Here is a 19730-nt window from a genome sequence, read left to right on the forward strand (position 1 = left end):
CCCGGCCGCCGCGGCCAGCGCCCGCGTCCGCCACTTCGCGCTCCACCCGCCGACGCCGAGACCGCCGCGACCCCGCGCCGGCCGCCGCGGCCGACCACTACCCCAGGGGACGCACATGACGGCAGACACGAATCCCGCCCGCCCGGAGCTTCTGATCGGCGACGCCGACGCGAACGATCTGGCCGGCAGCGGACGCAACGAGATCATCGACGCCGGCGCCGGCGACGACGTCCTGAACGGCGGCGGCGGCGCCGATTTCGCCTACGGCGGCGACGGCAACGACGCGTTCGTGTTCGGCCGCGGCAGCGGCCACGACCGCGTGATCAGCCGCGACGCCGACGGCATCTACTACGACATCGTCCAGTTCGGTCCGGGCATCGCCCCCGACCAGGTCAGTTTCGCCCGGGTCGGCAACGACCTGGTCGTCACCCTGGCCGGCAGCCCGGACGACAGCCTTACCGTCGCCGCGTTCTTCCCGGACGACCCGGACGGCTGGCCGCAGGCGATCGACGAATTCTGGTTCGCCGACGGCTACTTCATCGACGTGGCGACCCTGCTGTCGATGCCCATCGCCGTGCGCGACGCCGACCGCACCGTACGCGGCGGCGCCGGCGACGATGCGCTGGCCGGCGGCAGCGGCGACGACACCCTCTACGGCAACGCCGGCGACGATACGCTCCTCGGCGGCGACGGCCACGACACCCTGGTCGGCGGTCGCGGCAACGACGTGCTGTCCGGCGGCGCCGGCAACGACAGCCTGATCGGCGGCGATGGCGACGACGTGTTCCGCTTCGGTCGCGGCTCGGGTTTCGACGCGGTCCAGAACATCCAGGACGGCAAGGCCGGCAACGACACCGTGGAGCTCGAGGCCGGCGTGACGCCGGGCGATATCGAACTGCTGCGCACCAACAACGGCGACCTGCTGATCCGCATCGCCGGCAGCGACGACATCCTGCTGGTCACCGACTTCTTCTGGTTCGAGCGCGGCGAAGGCGTCAAGCAGATCCGCTTCGCCGACGGCACGGTCTGGAACACCGCCGATATCTGGTCGCGCGCGCAGACCACCATCGACCGGCCGTCGCCCGAGCAGAACCCGTTGATGGACTGGACCTGGTACACGGGCCCACTGGGTCCGGGGTATGCCGGCAACGACAACCTCTCGGACGCGGCGTTCGACGATGTCGCGCCCAAGGGCGCGTTCGGCGGCTCCGGCGACGACACCCTGTTCGGTCGCGACAGCCTGCAGGACGGCGGTTCGGGCGACGACACCTACCAGATCGGCGGCGGCGTCAACTGGTATCGGTTCGGCCGCGAGTCGGGCCGCGACGAGCTGATCTGGAACGACCTGGTCGACGCGATGCGCGACCAGCACTCGGCGATCTTCATCGAGGAAAACCTGACGCCGCAGGACCTCATCGTCGAGCGCATGGGGCTCGGCGTGCAGTTGCGCGTGCTCGGCGCCGACGCGACCTTCCGCCTGATCGATGTGCTCAACGAAGACGGCACGCTGGCGATGGATTCGCGCAATTTCCCCATTCGCGAAATCCGCTTCGCCGACGGCACGGTCTGGGACCTGGCGCAATTGGCCGCGGGCTTGCACAGCGACGTCGCGGTCGCGCGCCAGGCCGACCCGCTGCGCGCCGACCTGTCCGGCGGCGGCGGCGCCGACGCGTTGACGGGCGACGCCAACGACAACCGGCTCTACGGCCTGGGCGGCGACGACATCCTGGCGGGCGGCGACGGCTACGATCGGCTCGACGGCGGCAGCGGCGACGACACGCTGCTGGGCGGCGCCGGCAACGACGAACTCCACGGCGGCGACGGCGCCGACCTGCTCGACGGCGGCAGCGGCGACGACCGCCTGAACGGCGGCGCCGGCGTCGACACCTACCGCTTCGGCGCCGGCAGCGGCCGCGATCTGATCGAAGAAGACACGCCGCGCCTGGGCTACGACGCCAACGTTTCGGAATTGACCGTGATCGATCTCGACGCCGGAATCGGCACCGGCGATCTGTCCTACCGCGGTGACGGCCTGTCGCTCGGCGCCGACCGGATCGATTTCTCCACCGGGCTGGACCTGCTCGAAATCCGCTTCGGCGACGGCACGATCTATAGCCGCCAGGAGTTGCGCGCGTTCGCCGCCGCAGCCCAGGCCGGCGCCACCGCAATGCTCGGAACCGCCGCGGGCGACGTCTTGCAGGGCACGGCGGGCGCGGACCTGATCGTCGGCGGCGCCGGCGACGACATCATCGAAGGCGGCGCCGGCGACGATCTGCTCGCCGGCTCCAACGGCAGCGACACCTACCGCTTCGGCCGCGGCGACGGCCACGACACAATCTACAACTTCGATCGCGTCGACGGCGTCGACGAGATCGATACGCTCGAGTTCGCCGCCGGTGTGGCCGCCGGCGATATCGAGATTTCCAGCGTCGGCCAGGATCTCGTGCTGCGGATCAAGGACACCGGCGATTCGATCCGCATCGCCGGTTTCCTCAATGCCGATGCGTCCGCGCGCGGCTACGACCAGACCATCGACCGGGTCCGTTTCGCCGACGGCACCGTGTGGACGCCCGAGCAACTGCGCTCGATGCTTTACGCGCCCAGCGACGCCGGCCAGCAGATGACCGGTTCCGACGGCGCCGACCTGCTCGACGGCGGCGGCGGCAACGACTACCTGTTCGGCGGCGGCGGCGACGACATCCTCATCGGCGGCGCGGGCGACGATTATCTGGACGGCGGCTCGGGCGCCAACACTTATCGCTTCGAAGCCGGCTTCGGCGTCGATGTCGTGCAAAGCTGGGGCATGGGCGCGGAGACCTTCGAGTTCGGCCCCGGCATCGGCCCGGACGATCTGCGCTTCAACTCCGGCGCTTACTCGTTCACGGTGAGCGTGGCCGGCACCGGCGACCGCGTCACCCTGTCCGGGCCGTACAACTTCGCCGATGCCCCGGCGCGCGCGTTCAAGTTCGCCGACGGCACCGTGTGGGACTCGCAGGAGATCCGTCGCCGCGCCATGCAAGGCACCGAAGCGTCGCAGACGATTTTCGGAACTCGTTTCGCCGACGTCATCGACGGCGCCGGCGGCGACGACGACATCTACGGGGGCGAGGGCGACGATCGCCTCGCGGGCGGCGCCGGCAACGACATCCTGCGCGCCGGCTCGGGTTCGGATTTCCTCGAAGGCGGCGCCGGCGACGACCGTTATCTGTTCGAATCCAACAACGGCGACGACGTGATCTGGAACCGCCGGCTCAGCGCCGACGGCGCCCAGTTCGACGTCGTCGAGCTGCCCGCCGACGTGTACTCGGTGTCGCGCAGCGGCTTGCGCGACCTGGTCCTGACCCATTCGCAGGGCACGCTCACCCTGCGCGATTACTTCGTCGAACACGCCGACGGCAGCGTCGATTACCGCATCGACGAACTGCGTTTCGGCGACGGCAGCGTGTGGAGCCGGGCCGACCTGGAAGCCCGCATCGACGCCGCGCAACGCGTCGCACGCTACGTGATCGGCGGCGACGGCGCCGACAGCATCGTCGGCAGCGCCGCCGCCGATCAACTGTTCGGCGGCGCGGGCGCGGACAGCGTGGACGGCGGCGCGGGCGACGACCTCCTCGTCGGCGGCGCGGGCGACGACACGCTGAGCGGCGGCGCGGGCGACGACGTCTACCGTTTCGACACCAGCCTCGGCGCGCAGGGCGTCGATACCATCGCCGAAGCCGAAGGCGGCGGCTACGATGCGATCGCGTTCGACGCCGGCACGGCGGTGGGAACGGTGAGCTACCGGCGCGAGGGCGATGCGCTCAAGCTGGTCGCCGCCAGCGGCGACAGCATCGTGGTGAGCGACCATTTCCTGGCCGACGACGGCGAGGGTGCGCGGATAGAGGAAATCCGCTACGCCGACGGCACCGTGCACGGCCGCCAGGACCTGCGCGCCGGCGTCCGCGCCAGCGCGCTCGGGTTGAGCGTCGGTTACGGCGGCACCGGCGCCGACGTATTGATCGGCGGCGCTTCCGCGGACGCGTTGAACGGCGGCAACGGCGACGACACGCTCACCGGCGGCGCGGGCAACGATATCCTCGTCGGCGGCGCCGGCAGCGACGTGTACCGCTACGCGCTCGGCGACGGGCGCGACACGATCTACAACTACCGCCGCGCCGAATCGGGCGACGTCGACGCGATCGAATTCGGCGCCGGCATCGGCGTCGCCGACGTCTCCGTCGGCGGCGACGCGCGCGACCTGGTCCTGAGCATCGGCGCCGGCACCGACGCGATCGTGCTGGCGGGCTTCCTCGACGCGGATCTCGACGCCGACGGCTACGACCACCGCGTCCAGCATGTGCGCTTCGCCGACGGGACGGTGTGGAGCGCGGCCGACCTGCTGGCGCGCTTGCACACCGGTGGCATCGGCGACGATACGCTGCACGGCTCGGCCGGCGCCGACACCCTCGACGGCGGCGCCGGCAACGACGTGTTGCTCGGCCAGCGCGGCGCCGACCTGCTGCGCGGCGGCGACGGCGACGACACGCTCGACGGCGGCGCCGGCAACGATCGCCTGGAAGGCGGCGCCGGCAACGACCTCTACCGTTTCGGCCCCGGCGGCGGCCACGACACGATCGCGCAGCAGCGCCGCAGCGGCGACGGCGGCGAGCTGGACGCGATCGCGCTCGCGGCCGGCATCGCGCCGGCGGACGTGAGCGTGTCGCGGCCGAATCCGGCCGATCTGGTGCTGACCGTGGCCGCGACCGGCGAAACCCTCACCATCGCCGGCTATTTCGCCCGCTACACCGACGACTACGACGCCAATCGCCGGGTCGACGAAGTGCGCTTCGCCGACGGCACCGTGTGGGGGCGTTCCGAGCTCGAGAGCCGGTTGCCGCCGGCCGCACTGGAGGGCGTCTACCTGATCGGCGGTGACCATGGCGGCTACCTCTACGGCAGCAGCGCCGACGATCGCCTCGAAGGCGGCGCCGGCAACGACAGGCTGAGCAGCGGCAGCGGCAGCGACACCTATGTCTTCGGCATCGGCTGGGGGCGCGACAACCTGGTCGATTGGGACGACGACGCCGCGTGGCTGGACCGGATCGAATTCGGCGCCGGCATCGACGCCGCGTCCGTGCAGGCGGCCCGCTTCAACGACGACCTGGTCCTGACCCGCGGCAGCGACAGCATCCGCGTCGAGGGCCACTTCAGCGCCGAGGACGGCGCCGTCATCGAGGAAGTGCGTTTCGCCGACGGCACGCTGTGGGATGCGGCCAAGCTGGCGCAGCTGACCGCGCCGCCGGAAAACCCCTGGGGCGAGCGCTCGGCGCAGGGTCTGGTCCAGGCGATGGCCGCCGAATCCGGCGGCGGCGCGGCGCTGGCCGGCGGCTTCCACGAGCCGTGGCGGATGCAGCAGCTGCTCTGAGCTCGGTCCCGGGCGGCGGCGGGGCCGCCGCCGGCGGCGGATCCCGCACGGAAAAAGGCGCGCCTTCACGGCGCGCTTTTTTTGTTTCGACGCGGCCTAAACCCGCGCACGCCGACGCGGATAGAACAGGAAAGGACCGGTTCGGGATGGGCCGGTCGCGTATCTGACAAGGGGCATGCGATGGCGGCGGTGATTTCCGGTAACGGTCTGGGCCTGTTCAACGGTTCGTTCTCGCAACTCGGCCAGGGCCTGGGCAGCGGACGCCTGGGGCAGGGACGGGACAGCCAGTACGTCAACATCGCCAACGGCAACCTGGTGCTGCGCAGCCAGGACGAGTCGCTGGTGTTCCGCGGCCTGTCGGTCGGCCAGGTGCGCACCTACAACAGCCAGGGCCAGCTCGCCCAGGTCGGTGCCGACGGCTGGCTCACCGGTTACGAGCGCCGGGTCGAGCTGCTGTCCGGGGGGCTGAACCAGGCCGGCAGCGTGATGCGCCTGCACACCGGCGACGGCGCCTGGCAGGACTTCGAGTACGTCGCGCCCAACAGCTATCGCTCGACCGCCGGCGACGGCGCCCACGACACCCTGACCTGGACCAGCGGCCCCAAGACCTGGACCTACGTCGAGGGCAGCACCCGCCGCGAAGAGCTCTACGCCGACCACGCCAACGCCGCCCTCAAGGGCCGCCTGACCCGCATCCGCGACCTGCGCAGCGACGCGGTCAACACCGCCGGCTGGGACGTGGTCTACGACGGCAGCGGCCGCATTTCCCAGATCCGCTCGCGCGACACCGCCGCCGGCGGCAACGCCGACGCGATCGTGTTCGGCTACGACGCCAACGGCCGCCTGAGCTCGCTGTCCACGCGCGAAAACGGCGTGCTGCGCGGCCAGGTCGGCTACGAATACGACGCGGCCGGGCGGCTGTCGGCGGTGCTGGTCGACCTGACCCCGCAAGACGGCGCCGGCGACCGCGACGCCTGGGACGCCGCCCAGGCCGCCAACAACGACGGCTACCTGTTCCGCACCGTCTACACCTACGCCGACGCCACCAGCCTGCGCATCGTCCGGGTCGAGCAGAGCGACGGCAGCGTGGTCAGCTACAGCTACGACGCCAGCGGGCGCGTGCGCACCGTGACCCAGGGCGACACCAACGCCGACGACAGCGACGGCATCGGCCAGACCCTGACCTTCAGCTACGACCCGGTCGCGCGCAGCACCGACGTCAGCGACTCCACCGGCCGCACCTGGACCTACCTCTACGACGCCGCCGGCCAGCTGATCGAAGCGCGCAACCCGGCCGTAGACGGCCTGCGCGACAGCACCGCCTACAGCTACGACGCCGCCGGCAATCTCACCGCCAGCGTGACCCGCCGCGGCGGCGATGTCCTGAGCCGCGCCGATTTCGCCTATGACGCCAACGGCAACCTGATCTCGCAATGGCAGAGCGTCGGCGCCGGCAGCGGCGCGGCGGCCACCCTGGTGCGCCGCACCTACACCGCCAGCAACCAGCTCGAATCCGAGACCGTCTACACCGATCTCGACCCGGACGGCGCGGCCGGTTCGGCGCTGCCGGGCCAGGGGCTGACCACGCGCTACGTCTACGACGCGCAGAACCGCGTGCGCTTCGTGATCGGCCCGAACGGCGAAGTCGGCGAAATCGAGTACGCGACCAGCGGCAACGGCGTCGGCCAGCCGGTGCGTTCGCGCCAGTACCTCGGCGACGCCTACGCCGGCGGCGCCTACACCCTGACCGCGCTGAGCGACTGGGCCGCGACCCGCAAGGGCGCCAGCCAGCTCAGCGAAACCAGCTACGACCTCAAGGGCCGGCTGGCGCAGAGCAAGCGCTACGCCGCGGTCGACGCCAGCGGCAACGGCCTCGACGACGACAGCGCCGCCATCGTCAACTACGTCTACGACGCCCAGGGCCTGCTGCGCCAGCAGACCACGCTGCGCAGCTCGACCGAGCAGGCCAACGACGGCCGCAACCTCGAACAGAGCGTCGCCTACGTCTACGACGGCCTCGGCCGCCTGCTGTCGGAAACGCTGAGCGAACGCCGCACCGACATCGCCGCCGAACGCACCCTGCGCACCACGACCTGGCGTTACGAGGATTCCGGCCACGCGATCAAGACCGTGCTGCAGGGCGGCCGCGCCGACAGCGCCGACACCAGCGACGACCTGCTGCGGATCGAAGTGCGCGACGGCGCCGGCCAGCTGATCTCGCTGACCGAAACCGCCGCGTCCGGCGCCAACGCGCCCAGCCGTACCAGCCGCAACTACTACGACAGCGCCGGCCGCCTGCGCGCCAGCGAGGACGCGAACGGCGCGCGCAGCTATTTCTTCTACGACAGCGAAGGCCAGCTCGCGGCCCAGGTCGACGCCACCGGCACGGTCAGCGAGTACACCCGAGACGCGCTCGGCCGGGTGGTGCTGACCCGGGTCTACGCGACCGGCGTCGACACCGCCGCCTGGCTGGTCGACGGCAAGGTGGTCAAGACCCTCGACCAGGTCCGCCCGGCCGCCAGCGCCGACGACCGCGAAGCCGCGGTCGGCTACGACGACCTCGGCCGCGTGCTCAGCGAAACCGATGCGCTCGGCGTGGTCACCCGCCACGTCTACGATGCGCTCGGCCGGCTGTTGCAGAGCAAGACCACCGCCAGCATCGACGGCGCCGAGCGCGTGCTGGCCACGCGCTATTTCTACGACGACAGCGGCCGCCAGATCGGCCGCCTCGACGCCGAAGGCTATCTCACCGAATACCTCTACGACCGCGCCGGCCGCCGCACCGGCGCCATCGGCTACGCCAACCCGACCGACCCCGCCCGGCGCGACGCCGGCAGCCTGGACCAGTTGCGTCCGCAGGCGCACGCCGGCGACCAGCGCAGCCGCGCGTTCTACGACGGCCTCGGCAACCTGATCGCCGAGCTCGACGCCGAAGGCGGACTGACCGAATACGTCTACGATGAGGCCCGCAACCAGCGCGCGGTGCGCGCCTACGCGCTCAAGCTCGCCGGCCTCGGCGGCGGCGAAACCCTGGCCGCGCTGCTGGCGCAGGCCAAGACCGGTACTGTGCGCGAACTGCGCCGCAGCTTCGACGCGGCCGGCCGGGTCGAAGTGGAACGCAACGCCGATGGCCTGGTCACGCGCTACACCTACGACGCGCAGGGCCGGGTGCTGACCACCGCGCTGCAGCCCGACACCGTGGAAGTGCGCGAACAGCACCGCCGCTACGACGTGTTCGGCAACCTGGTGGCCGAACTCAACGAACGCCTCAGCGGCTGGTTCAGCGACGAGTACGGCGACGATCCGCATCAGCTGACGCCGGCGCAGATCGAGGAGAAGTTCGCCCAGCTCGCCCTGCACCACGAGTACGACGCGCTCGGCCGGCGCATCCAGACCACCGACCAGGCCGGCAACAAGACCTGGTTCTTCTACGACGCGTCCGGCCAGCTCAGCCACACCGTGCGCGGCATCGAGGACGCCAACGGCGTGCGCAACGCGCTCGGCGAAGTCGTGCAGACCCGCTACACCGCGTTCGGCCAGGTGCGCGACAGCACCGCCTACACCCAGCGCATCGTGCTCGACCCGGCGGCCGGCCGCGAGGGCGTGGCCGACGCGCTGAGCACCTTGCTCTACACCGCCTCCAGCGACAGCCGGGTGGCCTACCTTTACGACAAGCGCGGCCAGCAGCTGCGCACGACCGATGCCGAAGGCTACACGCTGGATTCGGTCTACGACGCCTTCGGCCGGCTGCGCCGGCAGACCCGCCAGATCGACGCCAGCCGCAGCCACCAGGTCGATTTCCAGTACGACCTGCGCGGATTGCAGCTCTCGGCGCAAGAGCGCTCGGTCGGCGCCGCCGCCGACGACGCGACCCGCCAGGTCGCACGCAGCTACGACGCATTCGGCCGGGTGACCCAGTCGGTCGACGCGCGCGGGCAGGTAACGAACTTCGCCTACGACCGCATGGGCCGGCAGATCCTGCTGACCCAGGCCGTCGGCGCCGGCCAGCGTCAGGAGTCGATGAGCTACGACGCGCTCGGCCGGGTGCTGACCAAGACCGATGCCTTCGGCAACGTCACCACCTACAGCTACGACGACGCCAGCCGCAGCATGAAGGTGGTCAGCGCGGAGGGCGTGGAGAGCACGACTACGCGCAATGTGTTTGGCGAGACCTTCTCGGTTGCCGACTGGCGCCGCGGCAACTGGAACGAAGGCGGGTGGCACGAAGGCGACTGGCGCGGCGACCAGGTGCGCTACGTCTACGATGACGAAGGGCGAGTGATTGAAGTGTGGAAGCCAGTGACGTTCCGTCGCGGCCAGTACTTCCCCTCGCTGATGGCCATGAGCGATGCCAGTAGCGACAACCATTGGGAATGGGAGAATGAAGGCTACGAGCGCGTCGAAGAATTCTCCTACGACGAACGCGGTCTGCTGATCTCGTCCTACGGCGAAAAGGCCGAGTTCTTCACTTACGACGCGGCCGGACGGCTGCAGTCGTCCGAATACGGTACCGGCCCCGGGGAGACCGGCCGCGCCACGCTGACCCACGAATACGACGGCCAGGGCCGCCGCATTGCTACCACAAACGCGCACGGTTCGCGCGACACGATGCGCTACGACCGCAACGGGCGCCTGCTCGAAACGGTCAAGGACGCCGATGGCCTCGCTATCCGCACCCAATACGCCTGGGACGCCGCCGGCCAGCAGCTTTCGGTCACCGAGGCGGCCGGCAGCGCCAGCGCCCGCACCACGGTCTACGCCTACGACGGCCTTGGCCGCCGCATCGCCGAGACGGTCGCGGCCGGCAGCCTGAACCTGACCACGCACTACGTCTACGACGCCGGCGACAACGTGATCGCCCGGATCGATCCCGAGCAGCGCACGACCCGCTTCGTCTACGACGCCGCCGGGCGCCAGATCTTCGCCATCGACAGCGCCGGTGGCGTAGTCGAAACCGTCTACGACATCGCCGGCCGACCGCTGGCGACACGGCGCTACGCCAACGCGATCGCGTTGAACGGCTTGCCGCAGGCGGCGAACGAAGCGCAGGTGCGCGCGCGCCTCACCGCTGACGACGCGCGCGACCAGCAGCGTTTCGATGTCTACGATCGCGACGGCCGGATCAAGTACAGCGTCGACGGCGCCGGCGCGGTGACGTACTCGCATTACAACCGCGCGGGTCAGGTCGATCAGGTTCGCCGCTATTCAGTGGCGATCGCACTGACCGCCAATCTGCGCTCCCAGCTGGCGGCCGGCGATCCCGTCGCCGAGCAGCAGCTTGCGGCCTGGGCGACCCAGGCCGCGTTGCAGCGTTACGACGTGCAATCGTTCTTCTACAACCAGCGCGGCGCTCTGGAACTGAGCATCGATGGGGAGATGGCGGTCACCGAGACCACCTACGATGGGGCCGGAAGGTTGATCGACAAGCGCGTGTTCGGGTCACGCGCCGACTACTGGCGCGGCGGCGGCCTGAATGGAAACATCCACGAACTGATCTACAGCGGCGAGTTCGAACTCAGCGCCAGCGAGCTCCTGGGCCAACTCTACTACGCGATCGAGTCGGCCCCGGCCAAGGCCGAATCCTACGCGTACGACGGCGCCGGACGGGTCGACCGCATCTATCGATACGACACCACCGAGGGCGGCAATTACTGGCAATTCGTCCTGACCACCAGCATCGTCTATGACGACGCGGGACGTATGGTCAGCCAGACGGTGCACGCCCTGCCGCAGGGCGGCACGGATTCAGGCGGCCGCTATTCCATGGGCGGCCAGCACGACTACATCTGGACCAGCGAAGACGACCGCACCACGCGTTACGTCTACGATGCCGCCGGCCGTCAACGCTTCGTCGCCGACGGCACCGGCGCGGTGACCGAATATCGCTACAACGCCGCCTCCGAGGTCGTGCAGACCCTGGTCTATGGGCAGCGTCCCAGCGATGACTTCTGGACTCAGTTCGAGGGCGAGATACAGCGCGCGCCGAGCGAACAGCAGATGATCGACGCGCTCGCCGGAATCTCCGACGTGCGCGTCAGCGCGCAGAGCTACGACGACGCCGGTCGGGTCAAGACCCGCACCGACGCCAACCAGAAGGTCGAAACCTACGAATACGACGGCACCGGGCTGGTGTTGAGCTATACCAATCGCGACGGCTATACCTGGAGCTACGGCTACGACGCCGCCGGCCGCCGCAACCGCGAGACCAGTCCGCCGGTGACGGTGGCGAGCGCCGACGCCGCCGGCAACGTCGCCGTGGCCACCCGCAGTGTCGTCGCCCGCACCGTCTACGACGCGCTCGGCAACGTGCTCAGCCGCAGTGAGGACGCCGATTCGGCGCGACCGCGCACCACCGAATACGTCTACGACAACCGCGGCAACCAGATCAAGACGATCTTCCCTGATGCCGGGCGTCTGGACGCGAACGGCAATTTCGTCGCCACCGGCATTCGCCCGACCGTGGAGATCGGCTACGACTTGCTCGGCCGCGCGGTCGTGCAGAAGGACGTACGCGGCAACTACAGCCACAAGATCTACGATCTGGCCGGCCGCGTGGTCTACGAGATCGACCAGGAACGCAACGTCACCGGCTACAAGTACAACGCCCACGGCGAGCAGATCGAAATGCGCCGCTACGCGGCCGTTGTCGACATCGTGCCCGGCCAGCCGCTAGAGCGCGAGACCTTCGAGCAACTGCTGTTGCCGTCGGAGTACGACCGCATTCTGACGACCCAGTACGACAATCGCGGCAACAAGACGCAGGTGTCGGAGAACGGCGACTTGCGCCGCACCGATTTCGGCTACAACGCCTTCGGTGAACTAGTGTCTGAGCGTGTGTTTCTGTCGCAGGACCGGCCTGGAGAGGGCGACAGAGATCCTCGCGACTACGCCTGGGGCATAGGTACGAACGGATTCACCAACCACTTCTACGACAAGGCCGGTCGCCGCGTCGCCACGATCGACGCGATGCGCCATGTGACCACCTGGTCCTATAGCGCCGCCGGTGAAGTGCTGACCCAGACCGAATACGCGCGCCAGGCCGAGATCGAGTACGACTGGAACGGCCTGCGCTGGACCCTGCCGCCCGCCGGCGACATCGAATCGGGCTTCGACCGCACCGTCCGCTACGGTTACGACGCGCTCGGCCGCAAGACCAGCGAGACCGTGCAGCGGCATTACCAGTACCTCGACATCGTCGAGGGCCAGCGGGTGTTCGTCGACGCCGTGCGCGACGTGGTCACCACCACCGCCTACGACAACGAAGGCCACGCCCTCGTCGTCACCGCCGACGGCCAGGCGACCGCGACCGCGTACGACGCGCTCGGCCGCGTGCGCGAGGTGACCGAGGCCGGCCGCGACGTGCTGCGCGCCGACGCGCGCGAGCGCCTGCGCAACAACGCCGCCGTCGACCTGGCGTCGGCCGAGCTGTACGAACGCGTCTCGCCGTACAGCACCATGGCCTACGACGCCTTCGGCAACCTGGTGCAACTGCGGCGCTACGCCGGCGGCCTGCGCGAAGGCCAGCCGCCGCAGGCCTCGGCCGACGACGTGGTCCACACCACGCGCTACGACTGGCAGGGCCGCGATGTCTGGGAGCGCGACAGCACCGGCGTGGTCTACACCAAGCTGTACGACGCCGCCGACAACCTGCTGAGCACGCGCTTCACCCTCAACGGCAACGGCGGCCAGTCCTCGGTCGTCGTGACCCAGGCCAGCTACGACCGGGTCGGCCGCCAGGTCACCACGCGCACCCAGCGCGAGCTCTACCTCAATGGCGCCCCGCTGTCGCAGAGCGTCACAGACACCTCTTCGCAGGTGCGCTACAACGCGTTCGGCGAAATCGTCGGCAAGGACACCGACCTCGATCCGCGTCTGGCCGACAGCGAGTTCAAGGCGCGCTACGAGTACGACAACACCGGCAACCTGCTGCGCAGCAACGAGGGCGGCGTCTGGCGCCAGTACAGCTACGACAACGGCGGCCGCCAGACCGCGTCGTGGTATTCGTTGCGCACCGGCTCGGGCCCCAACGGCGCGGTCGTCGACGTCAAGACCGAGAACAAGTACGACCGCCTCGGCCGCGTGACCGAGCAAACCCTACCCGGCGAGGAAGCCGGCGCCACTGGCCCGAAGATCCACCAGCGCTACGACCGCTGGGGCAACGTGATCCAGGCCACCGACGCCAACGGCAACGTCACCGATTACCGTTTCAACGAGTTCAACCAGGTCGTGCTGGAGACCAAGGCCGAGGTCAAGGTCGTCAACGCCGACGGCACCGAAGCCATGGAGCGCCCGGTCAACGCCTGGTACTACGACGCGCTCGGCCGCCTGGTCGGCCAGCGCGACGCCAACGGCAACGTCCGCAACAACACCTACGACGCCATCGGCCAGGTCGCGCTCAGCCAGGACGGCACCGGCGCCGCCAGCCGCAGCGCCTACGACGTGTTCGGCCAGCTCGTGCTGAGCCAGAACGCGATCGGCTACATCACCTTCCGCGACTACGACCGCGCCGGGCGCGTCACCGCCCACGGCGACTTCGGCTACGGCGGCAACGGCCGCCTCAGCCATTACCGCGAGCAATACGCGCTCAACGAACGCGGCGACCGCCTGAGCGTGACCAACGCGGCCGGCAAGGTCACGACTTACGACTACGACAGCCGCGGCAAGGTGCTGCGCAGCCGCACCGCCGCCGGTGTGGTCATGAGCTATGGCTACGACCTGCAGGGCAACAAGATCCGCGAAACCAACGCGCTGTCGGATCCGTCCCTGGTCGGCAAGAGCGATCCGCGCCGCACCCGCGTCGACAAGGAGAACGAGACCGTCTACCTCGACGAGCAGACCTGGGACTACGACTTCTTCGGCCGCCTGATCGACCACAACGACCTCGGCGGCGTCGATTACGACTACATCTACGATCCCGAAACCGGCCAGCTGGTTGCGCAGCGCGTGTCCGCCGCGGCGCCGAGCGAGCCCAATCCGGGCGCCGGCCAGGCGCCGGAAGCGCCGCAGCCGATCGTCCCGGACACGGTCGAGGCCTACAAGGTCTGGGACCAGACCTTACCGCCGGGCACCTTCGTCGATCCGCAGAACGAAGCCGTGCGCTTCGTCGGCGCCTACCGCATCGGTCCGTTCGGCCGCGAGCCGCTGCCGACGTGGCTGGCGTTCGACGCCAGCACCGGCCGCTTCCTCGGCGTGCCGCCGGGCACCGAGAACTTCGACATCGAAGTCGTCGCGGTTGACGCCAGCGGCCACGAGGGCTCGACCTGGTTCCACACCTCGTTCACCGCGCCGCAAACCAATGTCGCGCCGCCGGTGCAGAACAACCTGATTTCCAATCAGGTGGTCGAGAACGGCAGCTGGAGCTTCGACACCTCGTCGGTGTTCGCCCCGGCGCCGACGGTCGAAGGCGCGCTCACCTACACCGCGATGCTGCCGGGCAATCTCGCCAGCGGCGCGACGCTGAGCTTCGATCCCGCCACCCAGACCTTCAGCGGCAGCTTCCCGACCCTGGCCACGGCCCAGGTCTACACCGTCGTGCTGGTCGCGACCGACAGCGAAGGCGCGAGCATCAGCCAGTCCTTCACCGTGACCGTGCCGGGCAGCGCCGCGCAAGGCGCTGCCGCCGGCGCGAACGCGATGCTGGCCGACACCGGGCTCGAGAACCCGTGGATTCCCGGCGTGCCGATGCCGGTCTACGCGACCGGCAACCGGCAGATGACCTACTACGCCAACGGCCGCCTCAAGGAACTGCGCGAAGACACCAACACCGGCCAGAACTGGACCAAGTACGGCTACGACGCCAACGGCAACCGCACCTCGGAGGAAACCTACACCTACGACGCCGACGGCAAGCCGCTGCACATCCGCACCACCACCACCTACGACGCGCACAACCGCATCGTCCGCGTCACCCAGGACGACATCGGCGAAACCTGGCGCAACGGCGATCCGCCGCCGAACGCCGGCTTCGAGGACGGCGACGTGGGCTGGAACCGCGAGCCGGGCTGGGAGATCAAGTCCGAATCGCAGGGCGGCGACGCCTACGGCGGCAGCTGGTCGGCGGAATACAACGGCAGCGGCGCGCCGCGCAGCATCATCAGCAACGTCAAGGCGCGGGTGCAGCCGGGGCAGGTGGTCAGCGCCAGCGTGATGGTCCAGCAGGGCGCATCCGACGCCGGCGACGCCGCCGCGCGCGTGTTCATCCTCTGGCTCGACGCCAACGGCAATCCGCTGCCGGGCGGCGAGGGCCGCACCTTCGTCGGCGGCAACATCGTCAGCTCCGGTTCGGGCGGGCAATGGCATCCGTCCAGCGTGACCGCGACGGTGCCGCCGGGCGCGGTCTACATGTCCATCGCGGCCAGCGCCAGGAAGAGCACCAACAAGCCGCTGTGGGTCGACAACTTCTCCTGGAGCTACCAGCCGGTCGACAGCAGCGGCGAGGAGAACCCGGTCAAGCGCCGCCTGATGGACGTGCGCTATTCCTACGACGCGGTCGGCAACCGCCGCCTGGTCGAGGCCGGCACCGCCTACAACCCGGCCGGCAACCCGCCGGTCAACGCCGGCTTCGAAAGCGGCGACGACACCGGCTGGGACCTGGAACCGGGCTGGAGCGTGGCTGAGGAAGGCAACGGCGGCGACGCCAACACCGGCTCCTGGTCGGGCCGCTTCGACCTCACCGGCGGCGGCACCATCATCAGCAAGACCCGCGCGCCGGTGTCGGCCGGACAGATCGTCAACGCCAGCGTGATGGTGCAGCAGGGCGCCTCGAGCGCGGGCCAGGCCGGCGCCAAGGTGATGATCATCTGGTTCGACCAGGCCGGCAATCGCATCGGCGATGTCTCCGGCAACATGGTCGATTCCGGTTCCGGCGGCCGTTGGCACCCGTCCAAGCTGCTGGCGACCGTGCCGCACGGCGCGGCGACCATGGCCATCGCCGCGTATGCCTACCGCAGCGGCGGCGGCGATCCGCTCTGGGTCGATGACTTCGCCTGGAGCTACAAGAGCGCCGACGACGACAACCTGGTCATGAGCGAGCGCTACTGGTTCGACTACGACGCGGAAAACCGCGTCACCGTCGCCAACGGCGCGATGAAGGACGGCCACATCGTCGTCGCCGACGACGATGTCAGCTACGCCCTGAGCTACGACGCCGCCGGCCGCGCCACCCAGCGCCGCTTCATGAAGGACGGCACGCTGATGGAGCAGGTCACCGACTACGACCTGCGCGACCAGCGCACCACAGTGTGGGAAGCCGGCGCCTTCGGCGGCGCCGCGCCGACCGTGCAGGCTGAGAGCTTCAGCTACGACGAGGTCGGCCGCCAGACCAAGCACCGCAGCTACGACGGCAGCGGCATGAAGACGCTGCAGTCGACCCGCTACGACGACGACGGCCGGGTGGTGTGGCAGGCCAACTTCGGCCGCTCCGCCGACGGCACCGGCTACGGCGAATTCGAGGAAGGCGAGGGCCTGTCGCTGCTGAGCAAGGTCGACTACACCCAGACCGGCGGCTACGACGACGCCGGCCGCCTGCAGGGCTACGTCTACGGCAACTTCCGCCACGAAGCCGGCGGCCCGACCTCCGGCCCGGGCAGCTTCACCCACACCTACAGCTACAGCTACGAAGGCCGCGACAGCTACCTCGAACGCGGCGTCTACGGTTACAGCAACAACAGCAACTTCAAGGCCAGCAGCACCTCCAGCAGCTACGACGCCTGGGGCCGCCGCATCGCGATCGCCGAACAGACCCCGAACCAGGACGTCGACGACCGCGTGCGCTACTTCGCCTACGACGGCGAAGGCAACATCCTGCGCCGGCGCGAAGGCCGCCTGGTCAACGGCGTGTTCCACCAGGGCACCGAAGAGATCGGCCAGACCCAGATCTACGCCTACGTCAGCGGCCAGCAGGTCGCCTCGGGCAAGTACAACGGCGAACTCGACATCATCGGCCGCCTGACCGCCTACGACGCCAGCGAAACCGGCAGCTTCCGCGTCACCGTACTGGCCGGCGACACCCTGCGCAGCATCGCCCAGCGCGTCTACGGCAACGCCAACCTGTGGTACCTGCTGGCCGAAGCCAACGCCGTCAGCGACGACGGCCTGGTCGAAGGCACGACCATCGTCGTGCCGAACGCGACGGTCTCGGCGAACGACTCGTCGACGTTCAAGCCGTTCAATCCGAACGATGCGATCGGCAACACCGCGCCGACGCTGCCGTATATCCAGCCGCCGCCGAAGAAGCATTGCGGCGGGTTGGCGATGGTGTTGATGATCGTGGTGGCGGTGGTGGTGACGGTGTATACCGCCGGCGCGGCCGCAGGCCTGCTCGGCGTCACCGGCACGACCGCGGCGGGTACGGCGGCGAGTGCGGGCGCGTTGGGCGCCAGCGCGCTGGCCGGCTCGGCCGTCGGTACCGTGGCCAGCTTGGGCACGGTGGCGGGTTCGTTCGCCGCGGCGGCGGGTGTCGGAACTACGTTGGCGGTATCGGCCGCGGCGGGTGCGTTCGTCGGCAGCGTGGCGTCGCAAGTGGTCGGCAAGGCGCTGGGCGTGGTCGACAGCTTCAGTCTGCGCGGGGCGGTCGCGAGCGGTCTGACCGCAGGTATCACCGCTGGCATCGGCTCGACCGGTTGGGTACAAGGTATCGCCGAAGGAGCCAAGTACGGGCATGTCGCGCGTGGCGCGGTCAGCTCAGCGCTCGGAACGGCGACAGGCGTCGTAGCCAACAAGATCGCGGACGTGGACACCAGCTTCAGTTGGCGCGCGATCGCGGCCAGCGCGGTATCCGGCGCGGCGACTGCGGGGTTGAGCGGCGCGTTGGGCTTTACTCCCAAGGACACGACAGCTGTCGGTCAAAGTGGTGGTTTTGGCAGCGATCTGGCCAATGGATTGATCGGCGGTGTGGTCAGCCTGCATACGCGCCGCACTTTCGGCTTCAACGATCCGGTGAACTACGGATCAATCGCGGCGGATGCTTTTGGCAACGCGCTAGGTAATCAATTTGTCGTGAAACTCGATCAGATCGCGGTGGCCCGGAAGATCAAGCAGGAGCAATCGTATCGAGAACTGTCTCAAATCAACCCTTTCAGTCTCGGCAAAATTCTGGAGAGATATCGCGACCTTGAGCCGAGCGAGCCGGTCGAGGCGGACGGAGAAATCACCGGCGCCGCCGCGAAGGATGAGCGTAGGCCGGCCGTGGATCAAGATGGGTCCGTCCTCAATGTACTAGCGAGAGCTAATCTGCCGGGCGATATCGAACGCTGGCGCACCAACGAACTGCATGCCAATCCGGGACGCTATGCGGGGCCCCTTTCGATCAAGGAGCAGGCGTATCTGGAGTATTTCAAGCTGCTTATCCTGGATCCCGAAAAGCTGGACTCGGACTACCAGCGCAGGGCGGAAAAATTATTTGGCGACGACCCTGAGCGCGATAGCAAGTACGTGAATGTAAAATCCAGAGACATAATCCTCCAGCACGCCGTATGGAGTAGTCCGCAGGGCCAGGAAATGCTGATGGCAGGCTATCGCTTATTGCGCGATACCAATCCCCTTCACTTTTCACTGGAGCGTGGATGGCAAATTGGGTCCGGCAAGGAGATGTTTACCGATAAGGAAGTTTCTAGGCTGGGGGCTGGCGTAGAGTTCGCTTTGGCAGTTGGAACCCCCCTGGGCATCCGCTACGTTGCGAACAAAATTCAGGGGCGGACCGGGCAACAGCTGCTACGAATCAACGGCAATGCCGATCGTCCGATGACGATGCCGCCAGGGGGCTGGCCCAAGAATCCGGGGGGCGTAGCTCGCACTGAAAAAGAAGCCATGGCTCTGCTGGAATCTCTTGGTATCTTGGACGATGCAAGAGTCATGGACGTCGACGACATGATTATCCGGATCGTTCCGGATGCGGTCATGAGGAAAAATCCCGACGGCACGCCGATGGCCGCCCATTACTATTCAGGGGAAAACCATACTGGTGTTTTCATCCCCTACAGCAAGATTTGGACGGTTTCGGATGGCGGGAGCATCATGACCAACAAGGTGGTTGTCCAAGTCGCCGAGTCGACAATGCAGAGTGACATGGCTATTATCCACACGTTCTCGCATGAACTTTACGAGCTCGGCCGCTTACAGGCGCTGTACAAGGAAAGCAATTGGATGGTGGAAAGCGGCAAGTTGTGGCGCAGCATTGACGGGCGTTACAAGGGCGAGAATTTCCACACCCAGGCGCATGATTTTGGTGATTTCTGGGTCAGAAAATACATCGAAAAACTTTCTTCCAAGGGTCAATGAGTCATGTCCGAATCGGGATGGAAAGAGGTTTTCTTGGGGCAGGAAGTGC

Annotated in this window: 2 protein-coding genes; both read left to right on the forward strand. The window is 68.5% G+C overall.

The features are described from left to right. Positions 1 to 115 precede the first annotated feature (115 nt). Positions 116 to 5404: a calcium-binding protein gene (locus A7A76_RS25990; RefSeq protein ID WP_277425878.1), complete on the forward strand. Its 5289-nt coding sequence runs from the start codon at positions 116 to 118 to the stop codon at positions 5402 to 5404. 189 nt (positions 5405 to 5593) lie between these two features. Next, entirely contained in the window at positions 5594 to 19681 is a 14088-nt protein-coding gene (locus tag A7A76_RS23145; protein WP_206413517.1) for a putative Ig domain-containing protein, read from the forward strand. Positions 19682 to 19730 lie beyond the last annotated feature (49 nt).

The sequence above is a fragment of the Lysobacter enzymogenes genome, from assembly GCF_017168095.1.
Taxonomy (GTDB): domain Bacteria; phylum Pseudomonadota; class Gammaproteobacteria; order Xanthomonadales; family Xanthomonadaceae; genus Lysobacter; species Lysobacter enzymogenes_D.

What these genes read in the sequence shown, in the direction of transcription:
- A7A76_RS25990 (WP_277425878.1), top strand. Translation starts at nt 116, where the DNA reads ATGACGGCAGACACGAATCCCGCCCGCCCGGAGCTTCTGATCGGCGAC.